General features: G+C 69.6%; 17 protein-coding genes and 1 pseudogene. 1 reads left to right on the forward strand and 17 read right to left on the reverse strand.

The annotated features are described in order from the left end of the window. From AC099J_RS30145 to AC099J_RS30225, 17 genes and pseudogenes are all read right to left on the reverse strand, one after another. A pseudogene (locus AC099J_RS30145) lies at nt 1–363 on the reverse strand (electron transfer flavoprotein subunit alpha/FixB family protein); the annotation flags it as partial. Nucleotides 364–502: 139 nt separating this feature from the next. Then, nucleotides 503–1,261 (reverse strand): electron transfer flavoprotein subunit beta/FixA family protein, encoded by a 759-nt coding sequence (locus tag AC099J_RS30150; protein ID WP_479619009.1) that lies wholly within the window; start codon nt 1,259–1,261, stop codon nt 503–505. 66 nt (nt 1,262–1,327) lie between these two features. Beyond that, the gene (locus tag AC099J_RS30155) at nt 1,328–3,109 is read right to left on the reverse strand and encodes an acyl-CoA dehydrogenase (protein WP_479619010.1); all 1,782 of its coding nucleotides are present in this window, start codon (nt 3,107–3,109) and stop codon (nt 1,328–1,330) included. A 25-nt stretch (nt 3,110–3,134) separates the two neighbouring features. Further along, nucleotides 3,135–4,511: an MFS transporter gene (locus tag AC099J_RS30160; protein WP_479619011.1), complete on the reverse strand. Its 1,377-nt coding sequence runs from the start codon at nt 4,509–4,511 to the stop codon at nt 3,135–3,137. A 16-nt stretch (nt 4,512–4,527) separates the two neighbouring features. Next, a complete protein-coding gene (locus AC099J_RS30165) occupies nt 4,528–6,180 on the reverse strand; it encodes an acyl-CoA synthetase (RefSeq protein WP_479619012.1) in 1,653 nt (550 codons plus the stop codon). A gap of 183 nt (nt 6,181–6,363) precedes the next feature. Then, complete coding sequence (locus tag AC099J_RS30170) at nt 6,364–8,574, reverse strand: hypothetical protein (protein ID WP_479619013.1); 2,211 nt, start codon at nt 8,572–8,574, stop codon at nt 6,364–6,366. Nucleotides 8,575–8,627: 53 nt separating this feature from the next. Next, nucleotides 8,628–9,719, reverse strand: a complete 1,092-nt coding sequence (locus AC099J_RS30175; RefSeq protein WP_479619014.1) for a hypothetical protein — start codon at nt 9,717–9,719, stop codon at nt 8,628–8,630. A 187-nt stretch (nt 9,720–9,906) separates the two neighbouring features. Beyond that, nucleotides 9,907–10,725 carry a hypothetical protein gene (locus tag AC099J_RS30180; protein WP_479619015.1) on the reverse strand — a complete coding sequence of 273 codons (819 nt, stop codon included), beginning with the start codon at nt 10,723–10,725 and terminating at the stop codon, nt 9,907–9,909. Next, complete coding sequence (locus AC099J_RS30185) at nt 10,726–11,589, reverse strand: YaiO family outer membrane beta-barrel protein (protein ID WP_479619035.1); 864 nt, start codon at nt 11,587–11,589, stop codon at nt 10,726–10,728. It lies immediately after the preceding gene. Nucleotides 11,590–11,591: 2 nt separating this feature from the next. After that, nucleotides 11,592–12,764 carry a non-hydrolyzing UDP-N-acetylglucosamine 2-epimerase gene (wecB, locus tag AC099J_RS30190; protein WP_479619016.1) on the reverse strand — a complete coding sequence of 391 codons (1,173 nt, stop codon included), beginning with the start codon at nt 12,762–12,764 and terminating at the stop codon, nt 11,592–11,594. Then, nucleotides 12,761–14,692 carry a polysaccharide deacetylase family protein gene (locus AC099J_RS30195; RefSeq protein ID WP_479619017.1) on the reverse strand — a complete coding sequence of 644 codons (1,932 nt, stop codon included), beginning with the start codon at nt 14,690–14,692 and terminating at the stop codon, nt 12,761–12,763. Before AC099J_RS30195 ends, wecB begins: the two co-directional genes overlap by 4 nt. Further along, on the reverse strand, nt 14,689–15,786 hold the full coding sequence (locus tag AC099J_RS30200; protein ID WP_479619018.1) for a bactofilin family protein: 1,098 nt from the start codon (nt 15,784–15,786) through the stop codon (nt 14,689–14,691). Before AC099J_RS30200 ends, AC099J_RS30195 begins: the two co-directional genes overlap by 4 nt. Beyond that, nucleotides 15,783–17,111: a glycosyltransferase family 2 protein gene (locus tag AC099J_RS30205; RefSeq protein WP_479619019.1), complete on the reverse strand. Its 1,329-nt coding sequence runs from the start codon at nt 17,109–17,111 to the stop codon at nt 15,783–15,785. Before AC099J_RS30205 ends, AC099J_RS30200 begins: the two co-directional genes overlap by 4 nt. A 532-nt stretch (nt 17,112–17,643) precedes the next feature. Then, nucleotides 17,644–18,471 carry a crotonase/enoyl-CoA hydratase family protein gene (locus AC099J_RS30210; RefSeq protein ID WP_479619020.1) on the reverse strand — a complete coding sequence of 276 codons (828 nt, stop codon included), beginning with the start codon at nt 18,469–18,471 and terminating at the stop codon, nt 17,644–17,646. A 51-nt stretch (nt 18,472–18,522) separates the two neighbouring features. Beyond that, nucleotides 18,523–19,671: an acyl-CoA dehydrogenase family protein gene (locus tag AC099J_RS30215; RefSeq protein ID WP_479619021.1), complete on the reverse strand. Its 1,149-nt coding sequence runs from the start codon at nt 19,669–19,671 to the stop codon at nt 18,523–18,525. Nucleotides 19,672–19,711: 40 nt separating this feature from the next. After that, nucleotides 19,712–20,809 (reverse strand): CaiB/BaiF CoA transferase family protein, encoded by a 1,098-nt coding sequence (locus tag AC099J_RS30220; RefSeq protein ID WP_479619022.1) that lies wholly within the window; start codon nt 20,807–20,809, stop codon nt 19,712–19,714. A 168-nt stretch (nt 20,810–20,977) separates the two neighbouring features. Continuing rightward, nucleotides 20,978–22,477 (reverse strand): acetyl-CoA acetyltransferase, encoded by a 1,500-nt coding sequence (locus AC099J_RS30225; protein WP_479619023.1) that lies wholly within the window; start codon nt 22,475–22,477, stop codon nt 20,978–20,980. Nucleotides 22,478–22,634: 157 nt separating this feature from the next. On the opposite strand from AC099J_RS30225, the gene AC099J_RS30230 reads away from it, so the two are divergent. Continuing rightward, nucleotides 22,635–22,811, forward strand: a complete 177-nt coding sequence (locus tag AC099J_RS30230; RefSeq protein ID WP_479619024.1) for a hypothetical protein — start codon at nt 22,635–22,637, stop codon at nt 22,809–22,811. Nucleotides 22,812–22,846: the final 35 nt, after the last annotated feature.

The raw sequence follows: 22,846 nt of genomic DNA on the forward strand, positions 1-22,846 counted from the left end.
GTCGGGGCTGTCCACCTTGGTGATCTCGCTGATCTGGCTCACGTCCAGCTTGGCGGCCACGCGCGGGGCGATGTTCTTGCCGCTGGCGGTGGCGGGGAACAGCAGGTGGCTGTAGCCCGAGGCGATGGCCAGCACCTGCGCGGCGACGTTTTCGGCCAGGCCGTGCGCAAGGCCGGGGCTTTCTGCGTGCAGCACCTTGGCGACGCCGGCGATCTGGCTGGCGGCTTGCGCTGCGGCAGCGGCGTTGTGGCCGGCGATGAGGACGTGCACGTCACCCCCGCACGCGACGGCGGCGGCGACGGTGTTCAGCGTGGCGCCCTTGATCGAGGCGTTGTCGTGTTCTGCGATGACGAGGATGCTCATGTGGTGGTTCCGTGAAGCGTGACAGGGCTTGAACGCGTGCCCCTTCCAGGAACACCGCGGAACCGGCTTTGCCGGGCCGCTGGTGTTGCCCCCTGCAAGGGGGTTGGCGAAGCGACACGCAGTGCGCGAAGACTGGGGGTCAGATCACTTTCGCTTCGTTCTTGAGCTTGGCGACCAGGGTGGCCACGTCGGGCACCTTGATGCCGGCGCTGCGTTTGGGCGGCTCGCTGACCTTCAGGGTCTTGAGCTTGCTGGCAACGTCCACAACCAGGTCTTCGGGCTTGAAGGTGTCCAGCTGCTTCTTCTTGGCCTTCATGATGTTGGGCAGCGTGACGTAGCGCGGCTCGTTCAGGCGCAGGTCGGTGGTGATGACGGCGGGCGTGGACAGGCTCAGCGTCTCCAGGCCACCGTCGACTTCACGCGTGACGCTGACTTTGCCGTCGGCCAGTTCGATCTTGCTGGCGAAGGTGGCTTGCGGCAGGTCGGCCAGGGCGGCCAGCATCTGGCCGGTCTGGTTGCAGTCGTCGTCGATGGCCTGCTTGCCCAGGATGACGAGGCCGGGTTGTTCCTTGTCGACCACGGCCTTCAGGAGCTTGGCCACGGCCAGCGGCTGCAGCTCGAGACCATCCGCGGGGGTCAGCACCAGGATGGCGCGGTCGGCGCCGATGGCCATGGCGGTGCGCAGGGTTTCCTGGCACTGCTGCACGCCGCAGGAGACGGCAATGACTTCGGTCGCCAGGCCCTTTTCTTTGAGACGCACGGCTTCCTCGATCGCGATCTCGTCGAACGGGTTCATGCTCATCTTGACGTTGGCGATGTCGACGCCGCTGCCGTCGGACTTCACGCGAACTTTCACGTTGTAGTCGACCACGCGTTTGACGCACACGAGGATCTTCATGCGGCAACTCCTGCGGGGCTGCGGGTCTTCGATGTCCCGCCGTTGTAGGCTTTCATGGTGTCCCTTTCAGAACTGGTGGTCGGCCAGCGCCAGCGTGCTGGCGGCGCCGCCGGTGACGGTGTCGCGCAGGCCGCCGGCCTGCGCCATCTGGTGCGCCATGTAGTGGCGCGCGGTGTGCACCTTGGCGCTGAGGAAATCGGCCTCGGCGTCGCCGGCCGACAGCAGCGTGGCCGCCGCCTCGGCCGACAAGGCCATCAGCCAGCCGCCGACGACGGTGCCGGTCAGCCGCAGGTAGGGCACGGCGCCTGCCGCAGCGCCGGCCGGTGATGCCGCGCTGTGCTGCAGGAGCCAATCGGTGGCCACGTCCAGCGCCTGCAGGCCGGCCTGCAGCGCGTGGCCCACATCCGCCAGCGCGGCAGGCCCCCCGGCCAGGCGACGCGCGTCGCCCGCCATGCGCGCGCTCAGGGCCTGCATGGTCTGGCCGCCCTCGCGCGCCAACTTGCGGCCGATCAAGTCGTTGGCCTGGATGCCGGTCGTGCCCTCATAGATGGTGGTGATGCGTGCATCGCGCAGGTCTTGCGCGCAGCCGGTCTCCTCCACATAGCCCATGCCGCCGTGCACCTGCACGCCGTCGGTCACCACGCCGAAAGCCGTGTCGGTGCACCAGCCCTTGACGACAGGCGTCAGCAGTTGCACCAGCGCGGCGCTGGCACGGCGTTGATCGGCGTCGGCATGGCCCTCGGCGCGGTCCATCTGGCCGGCCGCGAAATAGGCCAGTGCGCGCATGGCCTCCACACGCGCCTTCATGTCCATCAGCATGCGGCGCACGTCGGGGTGGCCGATGATGCTGCGGCTGCCCGGCACCAGCGTGGCGCCCTGCACCCGGTCCAGCGCGTAGGCGCGGGCCCGCTGGTAGGCACGCTCGGCAATGCCCACGCCCTCCAGGCCCACATTCAGCCGCGCGTGGTTCATCATCGTGAACATGCAGGCCAGGCCCTGGTGCGGCTGGCCCACCAGATAGCCGATGGCGCCGCCCTGCTCGCCAAAGCTCATCGACGCGGTGGGGCTGGCATGGATGCCCAGCTTGTGCTCGACCGACGTGCACTGCAGGTCGTTGCGCGCGCCCAGCCGGCCGTCGTCGCCCACCAGAAACTTCGGGCAGGCGAACAGCGAGATGCCCTTCACGCCAGCAGGCGCATCGGGCAGGCGGGCCAGCACCAGGTGCACGATGTTCTCGGCCAGATCGTGCTCGCCCCAGGTGATGAAGATCTTGCTGCCGCTCACGCGGTAGTGATCGCCCTCAGGCACGGCGCGGCTGCGCAGTGCGGCCAGGTCGCTGCCGGCTTGCGGCTCGGTCAGGTTCATGGTGCCGGTCCAGCGGCCGGCCACCATGTTCGGCAGGAAGCGCGCCTTCAGCGCATCCGTGCCGTGGTGCGCAATCGCCGCGACCGCGCCCAGCGTCAGCATCTGGCACAGCGAGAACGCCAGGTTCGAGGACTTCCACATCTCCAGCACGGCGGTGCTGACCAGCGTGGGCATGCCCTGGCCGCCGTGCGCCGTGTCGGCCGGCATGGCGTGCCAGCCGGCCTCGCAGAACGCGGCGTAGGCGTGGGCAAAGCCGTCGGCCGATTGCACGCGGCCCCGGTCCCAGCGCACGCCCTGGCGGTCACCCGTGGCGTTGATCGGGTCCAGCACGCCGGCGGCGAACTTGGCGGATTCTTCGAGCACCGCCTCGACCACATCGGGCGTGGTGTCCTCGTGGCCGGGTTGGGCGCAGACGGCGTCCAGCCCGGCCACTTCCTTCATGGTGAACAGCATGTCGCGCAGCGGCGCCTGGTAGGGGGTCATGGGGATTCCTTGCGGTGAGAGAACGTCAGGCGCGCGCGCCGGCGGCGGAGCCCTTGCCAGCGTGGGCCGGCACGGGTGCCACCTCGTCGACGATGGCCGAGGCCGAGCGCCGGTGGTCGATGAAGGCCAGCGCCAGCGCGCCGATCACGCCGCCTGCGCCGATGACCAGGAAGTTCTGCTCCAGCGGCAGCTTGAGCGACACGATCAAGCCGATCAGCAGCGGCGCGGCAATGGCGCCCAGCCGGCCGACGCCGGCTGCCATGCCGATGCCCGTGGAGCGGATTGCCATCGGGTAGAACTGGCCACAGTACGCATAGGCCACGATCTGCGCCCCGGTGGAGCAGGCGCCCACCATGGCGATGATGAAGTACAGCACCTCGGTCGAGGTCTTGTAGGTCATGAGGTACAGGAACACGCCACCCAGCGCATACATGGTCACCAGCACCCACTTGATGTGGAAGCGGTCGGCCAGCCAGCCGCCGGCGATGGCACCCACCATGGCGCCCAGGTTCAGCGCGATCACGAACGACAGCGCCGAGCCCAGGCTGTAGCCGGACATGGCCATCAGCTTGGTCAGCCAGCTGGACAGCGCGTAGATCATGAACAGGCCGGTGAAGAACGCGATCCAGAACATCACCGTCGAGAGGCCACGCCCGTCCTGGAACAGCTGGGCCAGCGGCGCGCCCTTGGCCAGGTCTTTCTCGGGCACGAGGAAGCGGTCACCGGGCGCGACGTGCAGGCTCGGCTCGATCTTTTGCACCACCTCGCGCAGGTGCGCGTCGTCCTTGTGGGCGACCAGGTAGGGCAGCGACTCGGGCATGGTCTTCAGGATGAACGGGATCAGCAGCACCGGCGCGCCGGCGGCGATGAACACCGCCTGCCAGCCGTAGTCGCCGATCAGCTGCTTGCCCAGCACCGCCGCCAGAATGCCGCCCAGCGCGTAGCCGGAAAACATGGCCGTGGTCATGAGGCTGCGGATCTTCTTGGGCGCGTACTCGGTCATCTGCGCGACGATGTTGGGCATCACGCCGCCGATGCCCAGGCCGGCGATGAAGCGCATCACGCTGAAGGTGATGGGGTCGTTGGTGAAGCCGGCCGCTGCGGTGAACACGCTGAACAGGAACACGCAGATCGAAATCGTCCAGCGCCGCCCGATGCGGTCGGACAGCGTGCCTAAAAAGATGGCGCCGAACATCATGCCGAACAGTGCCGAGCTGGCCATGAAGCCGGCGGTCGAAGCGGTCACGCCCATCTCTTGCATGATGGACGGCAAGGCCGTGCCGGCCACCGCGATGTCGTAGCCGTCGATGATGATGATGAGCAGGCACCAGAGCAGTACGCGCAGGTGAAATCGGTTGAACTTCGCCTCGTCGGCGAGCTTGTGGACGTCGATGGTTTTCATGGGTGTCTCCGGGGGTTTATTCAATGGCGCTGGCGGCGCGGGTCTGCTCGCGCAGCACGAACTTCTGGATCTTTCCGGTCGATGTCTTGGGCAGTGCGCCAAAGACCACGCGCTTGGGCACCTTGAAGCGGGCCAGCAGGCCGCGGCAGAACTCGACCATCTCGGCCTCGGTGGCGTGCGCGCCGTCCTTCAGTTCGACGAAGGCGCACGGCACCTCGCCCCACTTCGCATCGGGCTGCGCCACCACGGCGGCCAGCAGCACGGACGGGTGGCGGTGCAGCGCGTCTTCGACCTCCAGCGAGCTGATGTTCTCGCCGCCGGAGATGATCACGTCCTTGCTGCGGTCGGTGATCTTCACGTAGCCGTCCGGGTGCAGCACGGCCAGGTCGCCGGTGTGGAACCAGCCGCCCGCGAAGGCCTCGGCCGTAGCCTCGGGGTTCTTCAGATAGCCCTTCATGACGACGTTGCCGCGAAAGAAGATCTCGCCGACCGTGGTGCCATCGGCCGGCACCGGCGCGAAGGTCTGCGGGTCCAGCACCGCCACCTCCTGCTGCATCGGCGCAGCCACGCCCTGGCGGCCATTGCGCATCGCGCGCTCGGCCGCGGGCAGCACATCCCACTCCTGCTGCTTGGCACAGACGGCGGCGGGGCCGTAGACCTCGGTGAGGCCGTAGACATGCGTCAGCGCGATGCCGGCGGCCTCGCAGCCTTCGATCACGGCGGCCGGCGGCGCAGCGCCTGCGATCTGCCCTTGCAGCCGGTGCGTGATGCCTTCGCGCAGGGCAGCCGGCGCATTGATCAGCATGCTGTAGACGATGGGCGCGCCGCACAGATGCGTCACGCCATGCTCGCGCACCAGCGAGAAGATGTGCGCCGGCTCCACGCGGCGCAGGCACACGCTGGTGCCGGCGATCAGCGCCATCGTCCAGGGGAAGCACCAGCCGTTGCAGTGGAACATCGGCAGCGTCCACAGGTAGACGGCGTGGTGCGGCATGCTCCAGCTGATCACATTGCTGGCCGCGTTGAGATAGGCGCCCCGGTGGTGCGTCACCACGCCCTTGGGGTTGCCGGTGGTGCCCGAGGTGTAGTTCAGCGCAATGGCATCCCACTCGTCGGCGGGCAGCTGCCAGGCGAAGGCCGGGTCGCCACCGGCCAGGAAGGACTCGTAGCTGAGCTCGCCCAGGCGCGGGCCGTCGGGCGCGTCGTCATCTTCCACCTCGATCACCAGCGGGCGGCGCGGGCCCAGCAGCGTCAAGGCCTTGCTGATGACGCTGGCGAATTCGCGGTCGGTCAGCAGCACCTTGGCCTCGCCGTGCTGCAGCATGAAGGCGATGGCCTCGGCGTCGAGCCGGGTGTTCAGGGTGTTCAGCACGGCGCCGGCGGCCGGCACGCCGAAATGCGCCTCCAGCATGGCGGGCACGTTGGGCAGCATCAGCGCCACGGTGTCGCCGGGGCCGACGCCGGCACGCTGCAGGGCACTGGCCAGGCGGCGGCAGCGCTCGAAGGTCTGCGCCCAGCTCTGGCGCCGCGCGCCGTAGACGATGGCGCTGCGCTCCGGGTAGACCGCGGCTGCGCGCTGCAGGTAAGACAGGGGCGACAGGGGCGACAGGGCGACATGGTTCGCGCGGTTGCGCTCCAGGCCGCTGTCGTAGAGGTGGGGTGTTGGCATGCTTGTCTCCGTCCTGCGGTCGGCACGGCACCGCCCGCTGAGCCCGAAGCATCGCGTCCAAGGCTTGCGCTGGATTCACGCAATGTGACGAATGTTTGCGTCCTCCCGCCACATCCCGCGAGGCGCACCAAGCAAAAGGCCGCGCAACCGCGCGGCCTGTTCATGTGCGCGCCGAAGCGTCGATCAACGCTCCTGCGCGATCATCTTCAGCCAGCTGCCCGCCTTGGCGGTCACGATCCAGTAGGTGGCGTCATACGTCACGGTGCTCAGGCCCACCATGATCCACGGGCGCTCGTAGCGGCTGCGCGGCAGCAGCATGCTCACGTCGGCCAGGGACTGCGGGTTTTGCATCGTGATGTAGTTGGTGCCCAGCACCTTGGTGCTCTCCCAGGTGGTCTGGATGCGGCGCTGGTTGAAGTCCGCCAGCTCCTGCATGCTGTACCAGCGGAACTTGTTCACGCCGGCCAGGCTCGTGGCGCGCTTGACGAAGGTCTCCACCACACCGAGGTGGGCCAGCGCGCCGGGCGGGTGGTTGTAGAACAGGCGGTTGGTGCGGTGGTTGACGACGAAGCTCTGCAGGTCCACCAGCCACTGGGCCGATTGCGCATCGGTCTGGCCGTTGGCCTCGAACTCTTCGAACGTGGCCGAGACGCCGAACGGCGCGATCGGGTTGGCCCACAGCTTGTTCGTCAGCCGCGCGCCGTTGCGCCATTCGCGCGTGGCGGCCGATCCGGTGTTGCTGACCGAGTACATGCCGACCACGCCGCGCGCTTCGATCCAGTTCACGGCCCAGGTCGGGTTGTTGCCCAGAGGGGCGGAGTACTCGCGCAGTCTGAAACCGGTGACATCTTCGATGGCGCCGAAGTTCAGCGTCAGCCAGGGCTGGTAGGTGGCGGCGTTGTCCTCGTTGGCGCCGAAGCCGTAGAGGTTGTGGTTCCAGCCACCGTGCGAGCCGATGCTCTGGCGCGCCCAGTCGCCAAAGACATAGCGGCCCACCTTGGCGGCGCGGCGCACCACGTCCTGCGCGGCGGGGTTGTACGGCAGGTTCATGCCCAGGCCATCGCCCGGCACGGCCACGTCCGGGCCGGCCGTGAAGTGCACCGAGAACGGGCCGGCATTCTTCATCCAGTCCAGCTGCATCAGGTACTTGTAGTCGGGCACGACATCGTCGCCGTCGTCCACGTGCCAGTTGTAGACCAGGCCGCCAATGCCGTTGGGCTGTGCCGACAGGCGGGGGATGGCCACCTGGTCGCGCGCGAAATGGGTCAGGAAGCCATGCAGCAGCGCGCCGTCCGTGCCCAGCGCCTTGAACTGGCCCAGCGGGATGTTCACGAACAGCACCTTGCCGTTGCCGTAGCTGCGCTCACCGGCCACCAGGCCGAACTCGGGCGAGCTCAGGAACACCGTGCCGGGGAAGGTGCCGGTGGTGACGAAGTGGTAGTAGCCCACCTCGCTGTAGCCGTAGCCGCTGATGGTCTGCAGCGTGGCGTCGTCGGCCGCCAGGTTGGTGGCGGTTCGGCTGGGCGAGATCTCGGTCCAACCCCTGCCGTCGGTGCCGACGCGGGCGCTGACGTCGTCGGCGCGGCGCAGGCTGTCGGCCACGGTCGCCGGTGCGTTCATGCTCATTTGCGTCAGGGCCTGGGTGGCGTTGTTCACCAGGCTGTCGTAGCGCAGGGCCGGGCCGCCCAAGTAATTCCATGCCCAGCGCGTGCCGTTGGCGCGCGAGGCCAGCCAGTTGCGCATGTAGCCCGAGCCGCCCGGGTCGAAGCGGCTGGTCGGCACATAGGCCGGCAGCGACACGCTGGAGCGGCCTGCGACGCCGGAATCCGCGTAGGGCAGGTACTTGCCCGGCGGCAGCGAAAGGTTGTCCAGCCGGCCCCTGGTGCCGACCACGGGGCCAAAGCCGACGACGCGGTCGCGCAGGCTCTGGTCCAGCACGTAGTCCACGCCGACAAGATCGGAGAAGCGCGACCGGCCCGCCGGATCGTACGAGCCGTTCTCGTTCAGCGAGCCGGCGTCGAACGTCAGCATCAGACGGCCCCCCCGGGCCACGTACTGCTTGACGGCCGCCACCAGGGCATCGCTGGCCTGGATGTGCGCGCTGTCGGGAAGGATCAGCCCGGCAACGGACGAAGCGGCGTTGTTGCCCAGGGCCCGGAAGGCGCTGTCGGTCATCACCTCCAGCTGGATGCCTTCTTCGGCCGCCGTGTCGGTCCAGACCTGGACCTGCCAGCTGGACAGGACGGCGTTGTTGGGCACCAGCAGCGTGAGCTGGTCACGCACGCCGGCCAGCGCGGGGCCGGCCACGAGGGCCAGCAGCATCAGCCCCAGCGAAGCCGCATGGCGGCACCGCGCGGCGGATGAACGACGCAGGAGACGAAGCATCATCTTCATGGAAGCACCTCTTGAGATAGTTTCTTGGAACAGGCAAGCACACAAGCACCGCGTCAACGCGGCGCGGGGAATACAGGGGCCACGGGGTCGGCCAGCCAGAGCAGCCAGCGCAGGTCGCCGATCTGGAACGGCCAGGCGAATGGCTGGCCGGGCTGCAGCCAGGCACTGCGGGCGCGGGCCACCCACGCGCGGGCGGGCGCCTCGTCGCCGACGCAACGCGCGGCCACGGCGATGGAGGGCCACCAGAAGCCGTCGGGGTCGACATCGCGCACCGACCAGTCGGCCGTGCCCTGCCAATGGCGGGCGGCCGCGCGCCAGGCGCTGGCGGCGTCCGTGGCGGTCGGCCCCGCCACGCCCCACAACAGCGGCCAAGCCTGGGCCACGGTGTCGGCGTACCAGACCGAGAAATCGGGCGCGCCGGCCTGCAGGCTGACGCGCCAGGCCCCGCGCGGGGCATGCCACAGATGGGTGCGTATGGCGCCCTCGGTGCGCACGGCGGCGGCCAGGCTGGTAGCGGCGCCGGCGGTGTCCGCATAGGCCGATTGCTGCACGCGGGCCCAGGCTCGCCAGCCGGCCGCTACTTCGGCGGCGTCCATCAGGTAGTCGACCAGAAAGCCGGGCTTGGCCGAAGTCAGGCCCTGGGCGCCGGTCAGCGCCGTCACGGCGGCTGCGGCCCCCTCGAGCGCGGCGCGTACGCCGGCCTCGCGCAGCAGCGCCGGGTCGCCGGTGGTTGCCAGGTAGGCATCGGCCATCAGCAACAGCGAGGCGGCCGTGCTGTCGTGGGCGTCCACGTCGGGGCAGTTGGCAGGCAGGCGACCCGCCGGGCAACTGGACACCTGCAGGTCGCCGGCGCGCACCCAGTGGTCGAACACGATGGCCTGGCCCGGGCCGGTAGGCGTGGTGTGACGCGATTGCCAGCGCAGCCATGCGGCGGCCGCAGGTGCCTGGGCCGGCGCCACGCGCAGTGCTTCGGACAGGGCCAGGTTCACCTGGTAGGCCGAGATGAAATGCCACGCGTCGCCGTTGGGGCTGACGTGGCCGGGCGCCAGGTTGGACCTGATGGCGCCATGCGCGGCCTGGCCCGGCGCGTGGACCACCAGCTGCGACAGCATGGTCAGTGCCGCGTCGCGCAAAGCGGTGTCCACCAAGCCACCGCGTTCGCAAGACGCTGCTGCGGGCGCGGGCGTCGCAACTGAAGCGGTAGCCGAAGCCGAAGCTGGCGCAGGGGTCGGCGCCGAGGTGGGTGTGGCCGGTGGGTCGCCGCCGCCGCCCGTGCAAGCCATCAGCAGTGCGGCCAGGGCTCCCACGAAGCCGCCGCTGCAGACTCCGGGTTCATCCGGCACTGCGAACCTCCGCGCCAAGTTTGCGCCAGCCCATGCCCCATCCGTAGAGCGCAACCACGCTGATGACCGGCAGCATCACGCCGAACATCAGGCTGAGCAGCGGCAGCAGGATGAGGCCTGCCTGCCAGGCCAGCGCCACGTGCAGCGCGTATTGCAGCGGCGTCAGCACGAACAGGTAGGCCAGTGTCGCCCCCGTGATCAGTGCGCGCTGCCAGGCGGCGAACGGGAACAGGTAGTACGTCAGCAAGTGGATCCACGGCGTGGCCAGCATCAGGTACCAGGCCTGGCGCAGGCCGCTGGCCACGTGGCCGGACATGGTGTGCGTGAAGCTGCCCGACCAGAACATGAAGAACACCACCGAGGCCGCATGCACCAGCACCCCCAGCCGCACGAAGAAAGCCAGTGGCTTGGCCGCATCCGACACCCAGCCCGTGCACCACCACAGCAGCAGCAGCGCGGCGCCGTGCTTCATCGGCGACCAGGCGTCGGGGGCCGGCATCTCGGGCGCGACGACGGGCACCACCATGCCGACTGCGCCCGCCGTCTGCGGATCGCCGGGCGCGAAGTAGCCCGGCAGTTCGAGCCCGCGGATCCACCACAGCAACTCGCCACCCCAGGCCTGGCCGATCCACGGCCGCAGCCACAGCAGCAGGCCGGTGAAGGCCATCGCCAACCCCAGGCTTTCCAGCACACGGCCGAGCGACAGGCTTTGGCGCCAGATGGCCCGGTGCTGCGCGATGGTGCCGCCCAGGTGGCCGCGCGCACGCAGCCGCTGGACGGTGTCGTGGGAATGCAAAGGCTTGTGCATCTAGAACTGCGCGAACAGGCCGACGCCCAGCGTGCGGCGCCGGTAGGTCGGGTTGCGGTAGAACTCGGCCTGGGCCGAGAGGCCCCAGCGCGGCCCCAGCCACTTGCGCCAGTTCAGCGCCACGCTGGTGCTGTCGAAGTCGACCAGCTGGGCTTGGCTGCCGATGGCCTGGTAGGCCTCGGAGCCGCTGGCCACGCGCAGGCTGACGTACTGCTGGCCCTCGCGCCCCAGGGTCACCGCCACATAGGGCATGCGCGAGTTCACGTTGCCGGGGTCGCTGACGTTGAGCACGATGCCGGCCTCCACCACTGCGGCGACCGGCAGGTACCAGGCCAGCGACAGCCGCGCGCCCTTGTCGCTGCGATTGCCCTCCAGCCAGGCCCGGTACAACGCCACGGAGCTGACCAGTTGGCGCTGCGCCAGCCACTTGCGCGAGACCTGTGTGTCCACGCGCACGTTGGACCAGGCCGGCCCGCCGTGTCCGACCACGAGCGTCTGCACCAGGTACCAGTCGTCGGACAGCACGCGGGTGTAAGCCCCCACCGCCACGCCGCCGTGCTCGCCGAACTTGTTCTCCTCCATCAGCTCGACTTGCAGCACGTCGCCGCGCGGCAGCGCGATGGCACCGCGCAGGCTGATCGAGGCGCCATCGGACAGGCCGGCACTGAGCTCGCTGTGCGTGGTCACCAGCTCCCAGGTCATGCGCGGCGGCGCGGCAGTGGCCGACGGTGCCGGCGCGACAGACTGTGGCAGCGCCTCGGTGGCGGGCGGCAGGTTGTCGACGGTCTGCGCCAGACCCGTCGCAGCGGGCAGCGCACCCGCGAGCAGCAGCGCCCGCGCGTATCGGTTCAAGGCGTGTCGCATGGTCACAGCGCCGGCTCCAGCACATCGGCGATGCGCTGCGAGGTGTGCCCGTCGCCGAAGGGGTTGACGGCCTCGCGCATGCGGGCCAGCGCGTCACCCTCGCCCAGCAGGCGCGTGACGGTGCCGACGATGCGCTGCATGTCGGTGCCCACGATCATGCCGGCGCCGGCCTCGATCAACTCGGGCCGCTCGGTGGTGTCGCGCAGCACCAGCACCGGGCGCGACAGCGCGGCGCCCTCTTCCTGGATGCCGCCGGAATCGGTCAACGCCAGTGCGCTGTGCTGCAGGCACCACAGCAGCGCCGGGTAGTCCAGCGGCGGGCACAGGCACAGCCGGCCTTCCAGCCGCGGGACCAGCTCGCCCAGCTCGGCATGCACGATGTCGGCCACGGCCGGGTTGCCATGTACCGGCCAGACCACGGCCAGGCGCGGGTCGGCCTGCAACAGCCTGGCCACCGCGCGCGCGATGTTCTGGATGCCGGCGCCCCAGTTCTCGCGGCGGTGCGCCGTGACGGTGATCAGCCGGCCATGCGCCAGGTAGGGCTGCAGGCGCTGCAACGGCTCGGGCAAGGCCAGCGCGCCGCTCTGCAGCAGGCCGTCGAGCCGGGCCACGCCGGTCAGTGCGGCATCGACAGCGGTATTGCCCACCACGTGCACAGCGTGGGCCACGATGCCCTCGCGCGCCAGGTTGGCGGCGGCGCCGGCCGTGGGCGCAAAGTGCCACTGCGCCAGGCGCGCGGTGAGCTCGCGGTTCTTCTCCTCGGGAAAGGGCTCACGCGGCTGGAAGGTGCGCAGCCCGGCCTCGACATGGCCGATCGGGATGTCCAGATAGAACGCCGCCTGCGCCGAGGCCAGCGTGCTGCTGGTGTCGCCGTGCACCAGCACGGCGGCGGGCCGGGCGTGTTCGTAGATCTCGCTCAGGCGCTCCAACAACAGCGCGTTCAGGTGCGCCAGGCTGCCGTTGCGGCGCTCCAGCGTCACCTCGTACTCGGGCTGGATATCGAAGAAGCGGTACAGCGTCTCGGCCATCTCGCGGTGCTGGCCGCTGTGGGCCCAGACCACGGGCATGCCACGGCGGCGCAGTTCGGCGTACACCGGGGCCATCTTGATGATCTCCGGACGGGTGCCGACGGAGATCAGGATGGGTCGATCAAAAGGGGTGTAGGTCGGTGTCATGGAGCGGAGGAAGCGGAAGAGGAAGAAGGGGGCGGCATGTCGGCACGCCGCGGCAGCTGCAGCCGCAGCTGCCGCGTGTCGCCGGCGACGACGCGCCAGTCGTCGCCATCGCGTGTGACGACGGCAATGCCGTCCAGCACACGTGGCTGGCCGTAACGGCGCGCCGGCAGCAGCCAGGCGAAGTGGTCCAGCGTGCGCGGGTGGCGTGCCTGCAGCACTTCGGAGGCGGGGTCGCGGTCGTCGACCTGTGTCTCCCATTCGACCGCCAGCCGCTCGTTGGCGAAAGCGGTGTACTGGGCCATGGTGATCCAGCGCAGCTGGCCAGCCTTGACCATCGCCGCGGTGTGCTGCAGCCAGCTGTGAAATGCCTGCGGTACCAGCGCCACGCCGGGCGGATGGAAATACACCAAGCGCACGGTGCGGAACTGCGCGCAGAAGTCGGCCACGTCTCTCAGCCAGGCGCCAATGTCGCTCTGGGAAATGCCGGCGAACCAGGTCTCCTCGAAGCTGGCGTGCACGCCATAGCTCAGCACCGGAAACGCCCACATGCCGGATGGGCTGCGCTTGCCGTCCTGGTAACTGCGCGTGGGCGCCATGCCGATGTCGCCGGTGAAGTAGTAGGCACCGATGCCCTGCTCGCGCAGCCACGGGGTGGTCCACCCGGGGTGGTTGCCCAGCGGCGCGGAGTACTCGCGCACGGGCTGACCGCTGGCCGCGCGCACGTCGGCGATGTTGCGTTCGATCAGCGCGATGGACTGCTCAGGCGACTGCTTGTCGACGCTGCGGCCGAAGGCGTTGTGGATCCAGCCGCCGTGGCTGCCGACCTCGTCTCCGCGCGCGACGAAGCGGCGCACCCACTGCTGCATGCGGGGGTTGCGGGCCAGGTCCATGCCCTGGCCGTCGCCGACCTCGTCCACGTCGGGGCCGGTCGTCAGGTGAATCGAATAGGGTCCTTGCTCGAAGGCGCCCAGCGCTTCCAGCGTCTCGATGGCGGGCACGGCGGCAGCGGAATCCACGTGCCAGTTCATGATCATGGCGCCCTGCGCGTCCGGCACCTGCGAGAGCTGCGGCAGGCCGGCGATGTCCTGGGCGAAGTAGCGCAGGAAGCTGTGCAGGAACAGGCCGTCCGTGCGCAGCTTCAGGTAGGTCAGCGGCAGGTTGACGAACAGCACCTGGCCCAGTCCCACGGTCTGCAGGCCGGCCAGAAGGCTGCCGTCTTGCGCGTGCATCAGGCGCCGGCCGGCGTACTGGCCTCGGGTGGTGAACACGGGGTAGGTCAGCCGGCCATAGTGGTAGCCCACGACGGCCAGCGGCTCCTCGTCCTGCGGCGGCGCCTGGGTGCTGTTGATCGGCTCGTTCTCGCCGTCGCGGATCAGCTTGCCGGGCGGCAGGCGCAGCAGCGGCACGGCGGCGCCCTCGACCCAGGCCACATGCTCGGCCGACATGCGCTCGCGCAGCTCGCCGTACAGCGCATAGGAGACCCCGGCCAGCCGCGACAGGCGCGAGCGCTGCGGGTGGTAGCCGCCATCCAGACCTTCCACGCCGGCATCGTTCACCAGCAGCAGCCGGCCCCCGGCGCGCACCCGTGCGTCCAGCGCGGCGACCAGTGCGTCGTTCATGCGGCGGTGCACCTGGTCGGGCAGGATCAGCGCCACATCCTGCGCCGGCGCGCCGGCGCGCAGCAGCCCGGAAGCGCGCAGCACCGACAGCGGAAAACCCAGTTCGGCTGCGGCATCGCGCCAGGCCTGCACGTGCCGGTCGGCCATGGGCAGACCGTCGGGAATCACCAGCGCCAGCCGCGTCGGCGCCAGCGCCACAGTCGGCTGCGGGCGGCCGATGAGGCCGACCAGCACCAGCGCGGTGACGGCCAGTGCCAGCACGGCAGCGCGCAGCAGCCAGATGCGGCGTGTCACGGGCCGGGCGCTCACGCTGTCTCCGCCTGCGTGGGTCGTTGCGTGTGGGCCGGTGCCCAAGCCGCCGCAACCACCGGCGCCACGCAGCGCCCCTGCTCGCCCGCCCACACCGTGCCATGTACCTCGACGCCAGCGGCGATCGCGATCCTGGGTGCCGCCACGGTCGCGGGCACGGCCGGCGCGCCGACCACGCAGCCGTCGCCGATCGCAATCGCGGTCTCGGACATCAGCACGCCGCGCACGCTGCAGTCTTCGTCCAGTGTGATGTCGGCGTCGGCGAACACGCTGCCGCCGATGGTGCAGGCGGCGCCGACCATCAGCCGGCCACGCACCTTCAGACTGCCCTCCACCACGCAGCGCGCGAACAGCGCCAGGTCGCCGTGGCACACCAGGTCACCCTGCCAGGCTGTGCCGTCGGGCACGGTCAGCGGGCCGCTGCTGGTGGCGCGCAGGCCGCCGGCATCCCAGTCCACGCCGGTCAGTGCAGCGCCATCGCCGACCGCGCGCACGGTTGGCGGACGCACGCGGCAGGGCAGGAACTGCAGCCGCGGCGCGTGCAGCAGCGTGAAGCCGGCGCCCGGCGCCAGTACCAGCAGCCGCTCGGCCGTCACGCGGCCGGCCAGGTTGCACGACTCGCCGACGACCACCTCGTCACCATGCGCCCAGCGCAGCACCGACGCGTGCGCACCCAGGCGCAGCGCGCCACCAGCCCACAGCGCCTTGTGCACACTGCGCTCGGCCGCACGCAGCGAACCCTTGGCGGCCACCTCGGCATAGAAGGAGACGCCGGCCGGCAGCTGCAGGTCACCGTCGGCATGCCAGACGCGGTGGCTGGCGCCGGCCGCGCGCTCGGCGTCGGTCAGTGGCAGCGGGGCACCGGCGGCGGGGCAGGCCACGATCTCGGTGCTGCCCAGTTGCGCTGCGCAGTTGGCCACGGCGCCCGTCAGATGCGTGGCGAAGCTGCGGGCCAGATACGGCGGGTCCAGCGCGTCGGCCTCGTCGATGCCCAGCGGCTGCACGTCGCTGGGCCGGCGCCATTCCCACAGCGCGGGCAGCATCGGCAGCACCAGCGCGCCGAGCGTCAGGACCACGAGCAGGGCCAGCATCATGATCCGACCTTTGCAGGCGGCAGGCCCAGGGCCGGGCTGGCACGGCGGTAGCGCACGGTCTTGTCCCACTGGAACTTGCCGCCGGGCAGACGGTCCAGCAGCACCTGCTCATAGACCGAACGCATGATCGCCACGGCGCTCACGATGAAGCCCAGGAACGAGAACGCCAGCAGCCGGATGCGCCGGTGCGAGCGGTCCAGGTGCGTGGCCGTGGCGATCTCGAAGAACGCCGCGAAGTTGCCCAGCGCGCTGTGCACCATGAAGGCCATCAGCAGCATCGCCGGCCCCATCCACTGGATGCTGACGGTGAAGTACATCAGCACGCTGAGCACCCAGCCCAGCAGCAGCACCGGCGACATCATGTAGACGCCCAGCAGCAGCAGCCCGTCCAGCCGCTCGGCCCAGCGCAGGCCGGGCTGGCGCAGCAGGCCGCCGAAGTGGCGCACCAGGGCCTGGTTGTGGCCCTTGGACCAGCGCTTGATCTGGCGCATGCGCACGGCCCAGCTCTGCGGCACTTCCTCATAGCACTCGGCGCGGTTGTGGTAGACGGTGCGCCAGCCGCCCAGCAGCAGCCGGTAGGTGAGGTCGGTGTCTTCGGCCAGCACATCGTCGTGCCAGCCGCCCACGGCGTGCAGCGCGCTGATGCGGATGCCGCCCACGGTGCCGCCGTACTGCGGCACCAGGCCCAGGTTCATGCGCGCCTGCTGGTCCACCTGGTAGCCGCCCGCGCGCTCCAGATCGAGCAGCCGGGTCAACAGGTTGGCGCCCACGTTGAGCGGCACGACGCGGCCCATGACGGCGCCGACCTCGGGGTCGAAGAACGGTGCCATCAGCCGGCGGATCAGCCCGCGCGAGGGCATGTAGTCGGCGTCGAAGACGATGATGTAGTCGGTGTCGACCAGCGCCGTCGCGTCCTTCAGTGCGGCAGCTTTGCCGGGCTTGCCGCCCACGCGGTGGAACGGGCGGATGCGGCCGGGAAAGCGCGCCACCACCTCGTCGATGATCTCCCGCGTGCGGTCGCTGGAGCGGTCGTTGACCGGCACCACGAGCATGCGGTCGGCCGGGTAGTCCACGCGCATCAGGTTTTCCAGGCAGTCGCGGATCACGTCTTCCTCGTTGTGCGCCGCCACGAAGATCGTCACGCGCGGCCAGTCGGCGTTCACCAGGCTGGCGTAGGGGTTGCGCTGGCGGGCGAACAGCCGGTTCAGCGAGAAGACGTAATGCCGCGCTGTGTAGACCGTCAGCAGCACCATCACCAGCGCCATCAGGATGCCCAGCGTCCAGGCCCATACCGGGCCAAGGGGGCTGCTGATGCGCAGCGGCATGTCAGCGCCCGGTAGGGCCCAGGACGGTGCAGCGAGCACAGCCGCAACACAGCCGATCAAACAGCGGAACTTCATGAATTTGCAGCCTGGCGAGAGGTTTGGGAACACGGGAAACAGACGGAAGTGGCGTCCCCGAAACCCCGGGCGCCAGCTGTGCGCGCTGTCATCTCCCCGCAACCGATGTCACCAGCGCCTCTGTGGGCGCCACTGGCTACCAATTCATTTGCATGCAATCAGTAGCGATTGACCGTACGGTATTTTATGGATGCAGTAACAAGCCAGTGAAGAGCCTAAATATGTTTGTTGCACATCAATTACAAATCCAGCGCGGATATCGCCTGTCTTGTGGTTGACATGAAGCGCTACCGCTCGAAGCGGTTGACAAATTAGGAAGTTGTAAAGTAACTTGAATGCAGTTATTGCACTCAATGTAACGAACACGCTGCTGCTACTTCGCACAGGAAATGCGCGCATCGGCCTGCCAACACACCTCGCGCGAGGGTGTTTGACAGAAAAACCTCTGTATTCGTTTTTAGTCTACAAAACGGGGTGGCCGTTTGTCGACGCCCGCGCGTACCGCTTCGCGCTGGTTCGGGCTGCCGACCAGGCGCTGCTGTTCGACCGCCTCGGCCAGCAGCAGGCCAGCCGCATCGGCGTCGCAGCTCTGGTTGAGCAGCCGCTTGGCGGCGCGCACCGCATGGGGGTTGCGGCCGGCGATGGCGCGGGCCGTGGCCAGGGCCTCGGCCAGCGGGTCGGTGCAGATGCGGGTGCCCAGGCCGATGCGGCAGGCCTCCTCGGCGGCGACCACGCGTGCGCTGTAGACCAGATCGCGGGCGATGTCGCCGCGCACCAGCTCGCGCAGCAACGCCATGCCGGCCATGTCCGGCACCAGGCCCCACTGCATTTCCATGACGGCCAGCCGCGCGTCGGCGGCCAGCAGGCGCAGGTCGGCCCCCAGCGCGATCTGCAGGCCACCGCCATAGGCCACGCCGTGGACCGCGGCGATCACCGGCACCGCCAGTTCACGCCACTGCCAGGCGACCTGCTGGAAGCGGTTGGCCAGGCCATGCGTGCGTTCGTGCAAGCCGGCCAGGCCGGACACGGCACCGCCGCCGCCCTCGGCCATGCTGGCGAAGCTGGCCATGTCCAGGCCTGCGCAGAAGGCCCGGCCCTCGCCATGCAGCACCACGGCGCGCAGGCCGCGGGCCTGCTGCAGCGCGGCGCCGGCGGCCAGGATGCCGTCGAACATGGCGGCGTCCAGCGCGTTCATCTTGTCGGGCCGCGCCAGGCGGACCGTGGCCACGCCGCAGGTGTCCAGATGCAGCGCGACGCGCTCGTGAAAGATCTGCTCGTCGCCCATGGCATGGCTCCTTGGTTTGCCGTGCGCGGGATGTGCGCACGACCTTGGCCGTCACAGCGCCCGCGAAATCACTTCCTTCATGATCTCATTGGTGCCGCCGAAGATGCGCTGGATGCGCGCATCCGTGTACATGCGCGCAACCAGATACTCGTTCATGTAGCCGTAGCCGCCGAACAGCTGCACGCACTCGTCGACCACGCGGCCCTGCGCCTCGGAGGCCCAGAGCTTGGCCATCGACGCCGTGGCCGTGTCCAGCCGGCCGGCCACCAGATCTTCGACGCAGCGGTCGATGAAGGCACGGCCGACCTTGGTCTGCGTGGCGATCTCGGCCAGCTTGAACCTGGTGTTCTGGAACTCGGCGATCGGCTTGCCGAAGGCCTTGCGCTCGCGCACGTAGTCCAGCGTGGCGAGGTAGGCGCCCTCCATCGCCGCCAGCGAGGCCACGCCGATGATCAACCGCTCGTACGGCAGGTCGCCCATGAGCTGGAAGAAGCCCTGCCCTTCCTTGCCGCCCAGCACGGCATCGGCGCGCACCTGCACGTCGTCAAAGAACAGCTCGGCCGTGTCCTGCGCCTTCAGGCCCATCTTGTCCAGCACGCGGCCGACGCGAAAGCCCGTGCAGTCCTGGGTGTCGACGATCAGGATCGAGGTGCCCTTGGCGCCCTGCGACGGGTCGGTCTTGGCCACCACCAGCACCACGCCGGCCAGCAAGCCGTTGGAGATGAAGGTCTTGGAGCCGTGGATGCGCCAGCCGTCCTGCGTCCTGTCGGCGCGCGTGCGGATGCCCTGCAGATCGGAGCCGGCACCGGGCTCGGTCATGGCGATGGCACCCACGATCTCGCCCCGCGCCAGCAGCGGCAGGTACTGGCGCTTTTGCGCATCGGTGCCGTGGTTCATGAAGTAGTGCGCCACGATGGAATGCACGCCGATGCTCATGCCCGACAGCGCGCGGCGCGCCATCTCCTCGTGGATGATGGCCTCGTGGCGAAAGTCGCCGCCACCGCCGCCGTATTCCTCGGGCACGTCCACGCACAACAGGCCCAGCGCGCCGGCCTTGCGCCAGATGGCATGGCCGACGTTGCCGGCCTGGCGCGCCTCTTCGTCGTGCGGCAGCATCTCGGTCTCGATGAAGCGCACCACGTTGTCGCGGAACAGCTCCAGGTCTTCGTCCATCCAGGAGCGGCGAAAGTCGATGGTCATGGGGTCTGCGTTGTTCGGTTGACGAGAGGTTCTTCAAGGTTCACTTGAAGTACGCCCGCGCGGCGGCCTGCACGCCCCAGCGCTGCAACACGGCCGCCGCGTCGTCGCCCTGCGGCAGCGCAGCCGGCGTGCGGCTGAAGCGCGGCGCCGGGGCCGGCTGCACCAGGCCATGGGCCTGGACATACGTGCCACGCGCCACGTTGTGCGGGTGGGCGGGCGCCTCGTCCCAGTCGAGCACCGGGGCGAAGCAGGCGTCCGTGCCCTCCAGCAGTGCGCACCAGGCGTCGCGCGTGCGCGTTCGAAAGACGTCGGCGATGCGCAGCTTGAGCAGGGGCCAGCGGGCCTGGTCCATCTGTGCGTCGAAGGCCGGGTCGTCGGCCAGGCCGCAGCGTTCGCGCAGCAGCGCGTAGAACTGCGGCTCGATGGCGCCGATGGCCACGTACTTGCCGTCGGCGCAGGCATAGGTGTCGTAGAAGTGGGCGCCGCCATCCAGCATGTTCTCGCCGCGCTGGTTGCTCCATTTGCCGGCGGCCTTCATGCCGACCATCATGGCCGACAGCAGCGCCGCGCCGTCGGTCATGGCGGCGTCGATCACCTGGCCCTGGCCGCTGCGCTGCGTCTCGTGCAGTGCCGCCAGGATGCCGAAGGCCAGCAGCATCGCGCCGCCACCGAAATCGCCCACGTAGTTCAGCGGCGGTACCGGGGCCTCGCCCGATCGGCCGATGGCATGCAGCGCGCCGCTGATGGCGATGTAGTTGATGTCGTGCCCCGCCGCGTGCGCCAGCGGGCCGTGCTGGCCCCAGCCGGTCATGCGGCCATAGACCAGTCGCGGGTTGCGCGCGTGGCACTCGGCCGGGCCCAGGCCCAGGCGCTCCATGACGCCCGGGCGAAAGCCCTCGATCAGCACGTCGGCGCAGGCGATGGCGTCCAGCACGGCGCTGCTCGCGCCCTCGGCCCGCAGGTCGACCTGCAGCAGGCTGCGCCCGCGCGCCAGGATGTCGTGCGGCGAGCGGCGCGCCCCGGGCCGCTCGATGCGCAGCACCTCGGCCCCCATGTCGGCGAACAGCATCGCGCAAAACGGCCCGGGGCCGATGCCCGCCATCTCGACCACCTTGAGCCCCTGCAAAGGTCCTGCCATCGTGTGCCTCCTGTGGCTGCGCGCAGAGTGCGCCAGCTTGTCCGATGCTGTGCATGGTGGCCGCGGGCCGGCGCGGCTGCATCGTCGGAACGGACGAAGTTGCGCCGTGTGGGGGTGCAGGACCATGCGGGGACGTTCAGCGCCGCGCGCGCTCTGCGGCGGCGCCGCCTACACGGCCCGCCAGCGCAGCAGGCCGTCGGCCGCGGCGCCAACCTGGCCACGCGTGCCGACAGGGCTCTGGTCCAGATCGGTCAGGCGCGCCAGCGTGGCCTGGTCGTCGGCCGGCACGCGGGCCATCAGCCGTGCACCACCCGGCGTGCGCGCGATGACGATGCCATGCGTCGGCGCGCCGGCCCGGTCGTAGACGATGGTGAAGGTCTCCAGCACGGCCGCACCGTCGTACGCAGTGACAAACGCCGGCACCGGGCCGCGCCGCGCATCGGCCTGCGCCTGCACGCTGTAGTCGGCCGGCGGCAGGCCGCCTGGCGACGGGCCGGCGCCCAGCACCAGCGCATGGTGCTTGGTCACGTACTCGCCCTGGCCGTACAGCAGCGCGGCCTGGCCGGGCGCGCCGCGCAATGCACGCACCAGGCCGCAGGCGGCATGGGTCATGTAGTTGTTCAGCGGCGCGCCGAAGAAACTCAGGCCACCGGTGGACGTCATCTGCGCATCGGCCGGCAGGCCCAGCGTGCGGCGCGCCATCTTGGGCACGACGGGAAAGCAGCTGTACAGCTCCAGCATGGCGAACGCCGCGGCGTCGCCACCGGCCTGGGCCAGCACGGTTTCCATGACCAGATCCTGCGCGTGCGAGCGTTGGTAGTGGTCACGCTGCAGGTAGTCGCGCGGCTCGCGCGCGGCGGCGCCGTCCCACACATACACCCAGCGCTCGGGCGGGATGCCCAGCGCCCGCGCGTGGCCTGCGCTGGTCAGCAGCACGGCCGCGCCCATGTTGACCAGCGGGTTGGCGACCATGGCCTTGGTGTAGGGCCAGGCGATCAGGCGGTTGTCGCCGGTCGCGTCCAGCACCTCGGCCGGCGTGAAACGGCGCGCGCGCCAGGCGTGTGGGTTGGCTGCGGCCACCTCGGAATAGCCGGCCCACAGCCGTGCCGATTCGTCCTGCGCCTGGCGCGGCGTCTGGCCCCAGGCCGCCGCCGTGGCGTTCTCGTAGAACGGGTAGATGGTGGTGGGCATGTAGGCACCCAGCTGCACGGCCACGGGATGGCACAGGTCGGTTCCGCGCACCAGCTTGACGCTGTCGTCACGCGGCGCCCAGGGCAGGTTGACGCCGGCCTTGGCAGCGGCGTCAACCGTGTAGCGGGCCTCGGCGCCGGTGATCGCGGCCACACGGCTCTCGCCCCGCGCGATGCGCAAGGCCGCCTCGTGGAGGTAGCGCACCGGCGACTCACCGCCCGTCTCGCCATAGACGCAGCGCGCCGGCAGGTGGCCCAGGCGCGCACCCAGCAGCGTGGGCGCATCGGTGTAAGGCCAGGAGTATTCGCAGACCACGTCTAGCGAATCGAGATCGGCCAGCAGCGCGGCGCCGCTGTCGTGCTCGGCCAGCCGCATGGCGCGGGCCATCAGCTCGATCGGCTCCAGGCCATCGTCAGCGGCCTTGCTGCGGTGCGTGATCTCGCCGATGCCGACGATGACGGGGGTGCGGTCGCTCAAGGTGGTCATGTGTGCAGTGTCGCCGGCCACAATGGCCCACATTCCAACGATGGAGATGCCGAGATGCTGGTCACCGCGACCCAAACCAAAAACCCCTTCGGCGCCATCTGCGCGCACGCCCAGGTCGAGCCCGTCTTCATCGAAAAGCGTGGGGCGCGTGGACACGGTGACCATGTCGATCCAGCAGTCCGACGCATTGATGGCCGCCAGCCAGCCCACGACGCTGGCACAACGGCAGCGGCAGTTCGAAGAAACCTACAAGGTGTGGATCGGCGAACAGAACGCCCGGTTCGATCAATACGGACTGTGGTGCGACGATCTGCGTGTGTGGTGAGACGGTGCCGACGGTCACCCCTGCAGCACGACGGT

It is taken from the genome of Rhodoferax sp. RT4P68, from assembly GCF_056521305.1.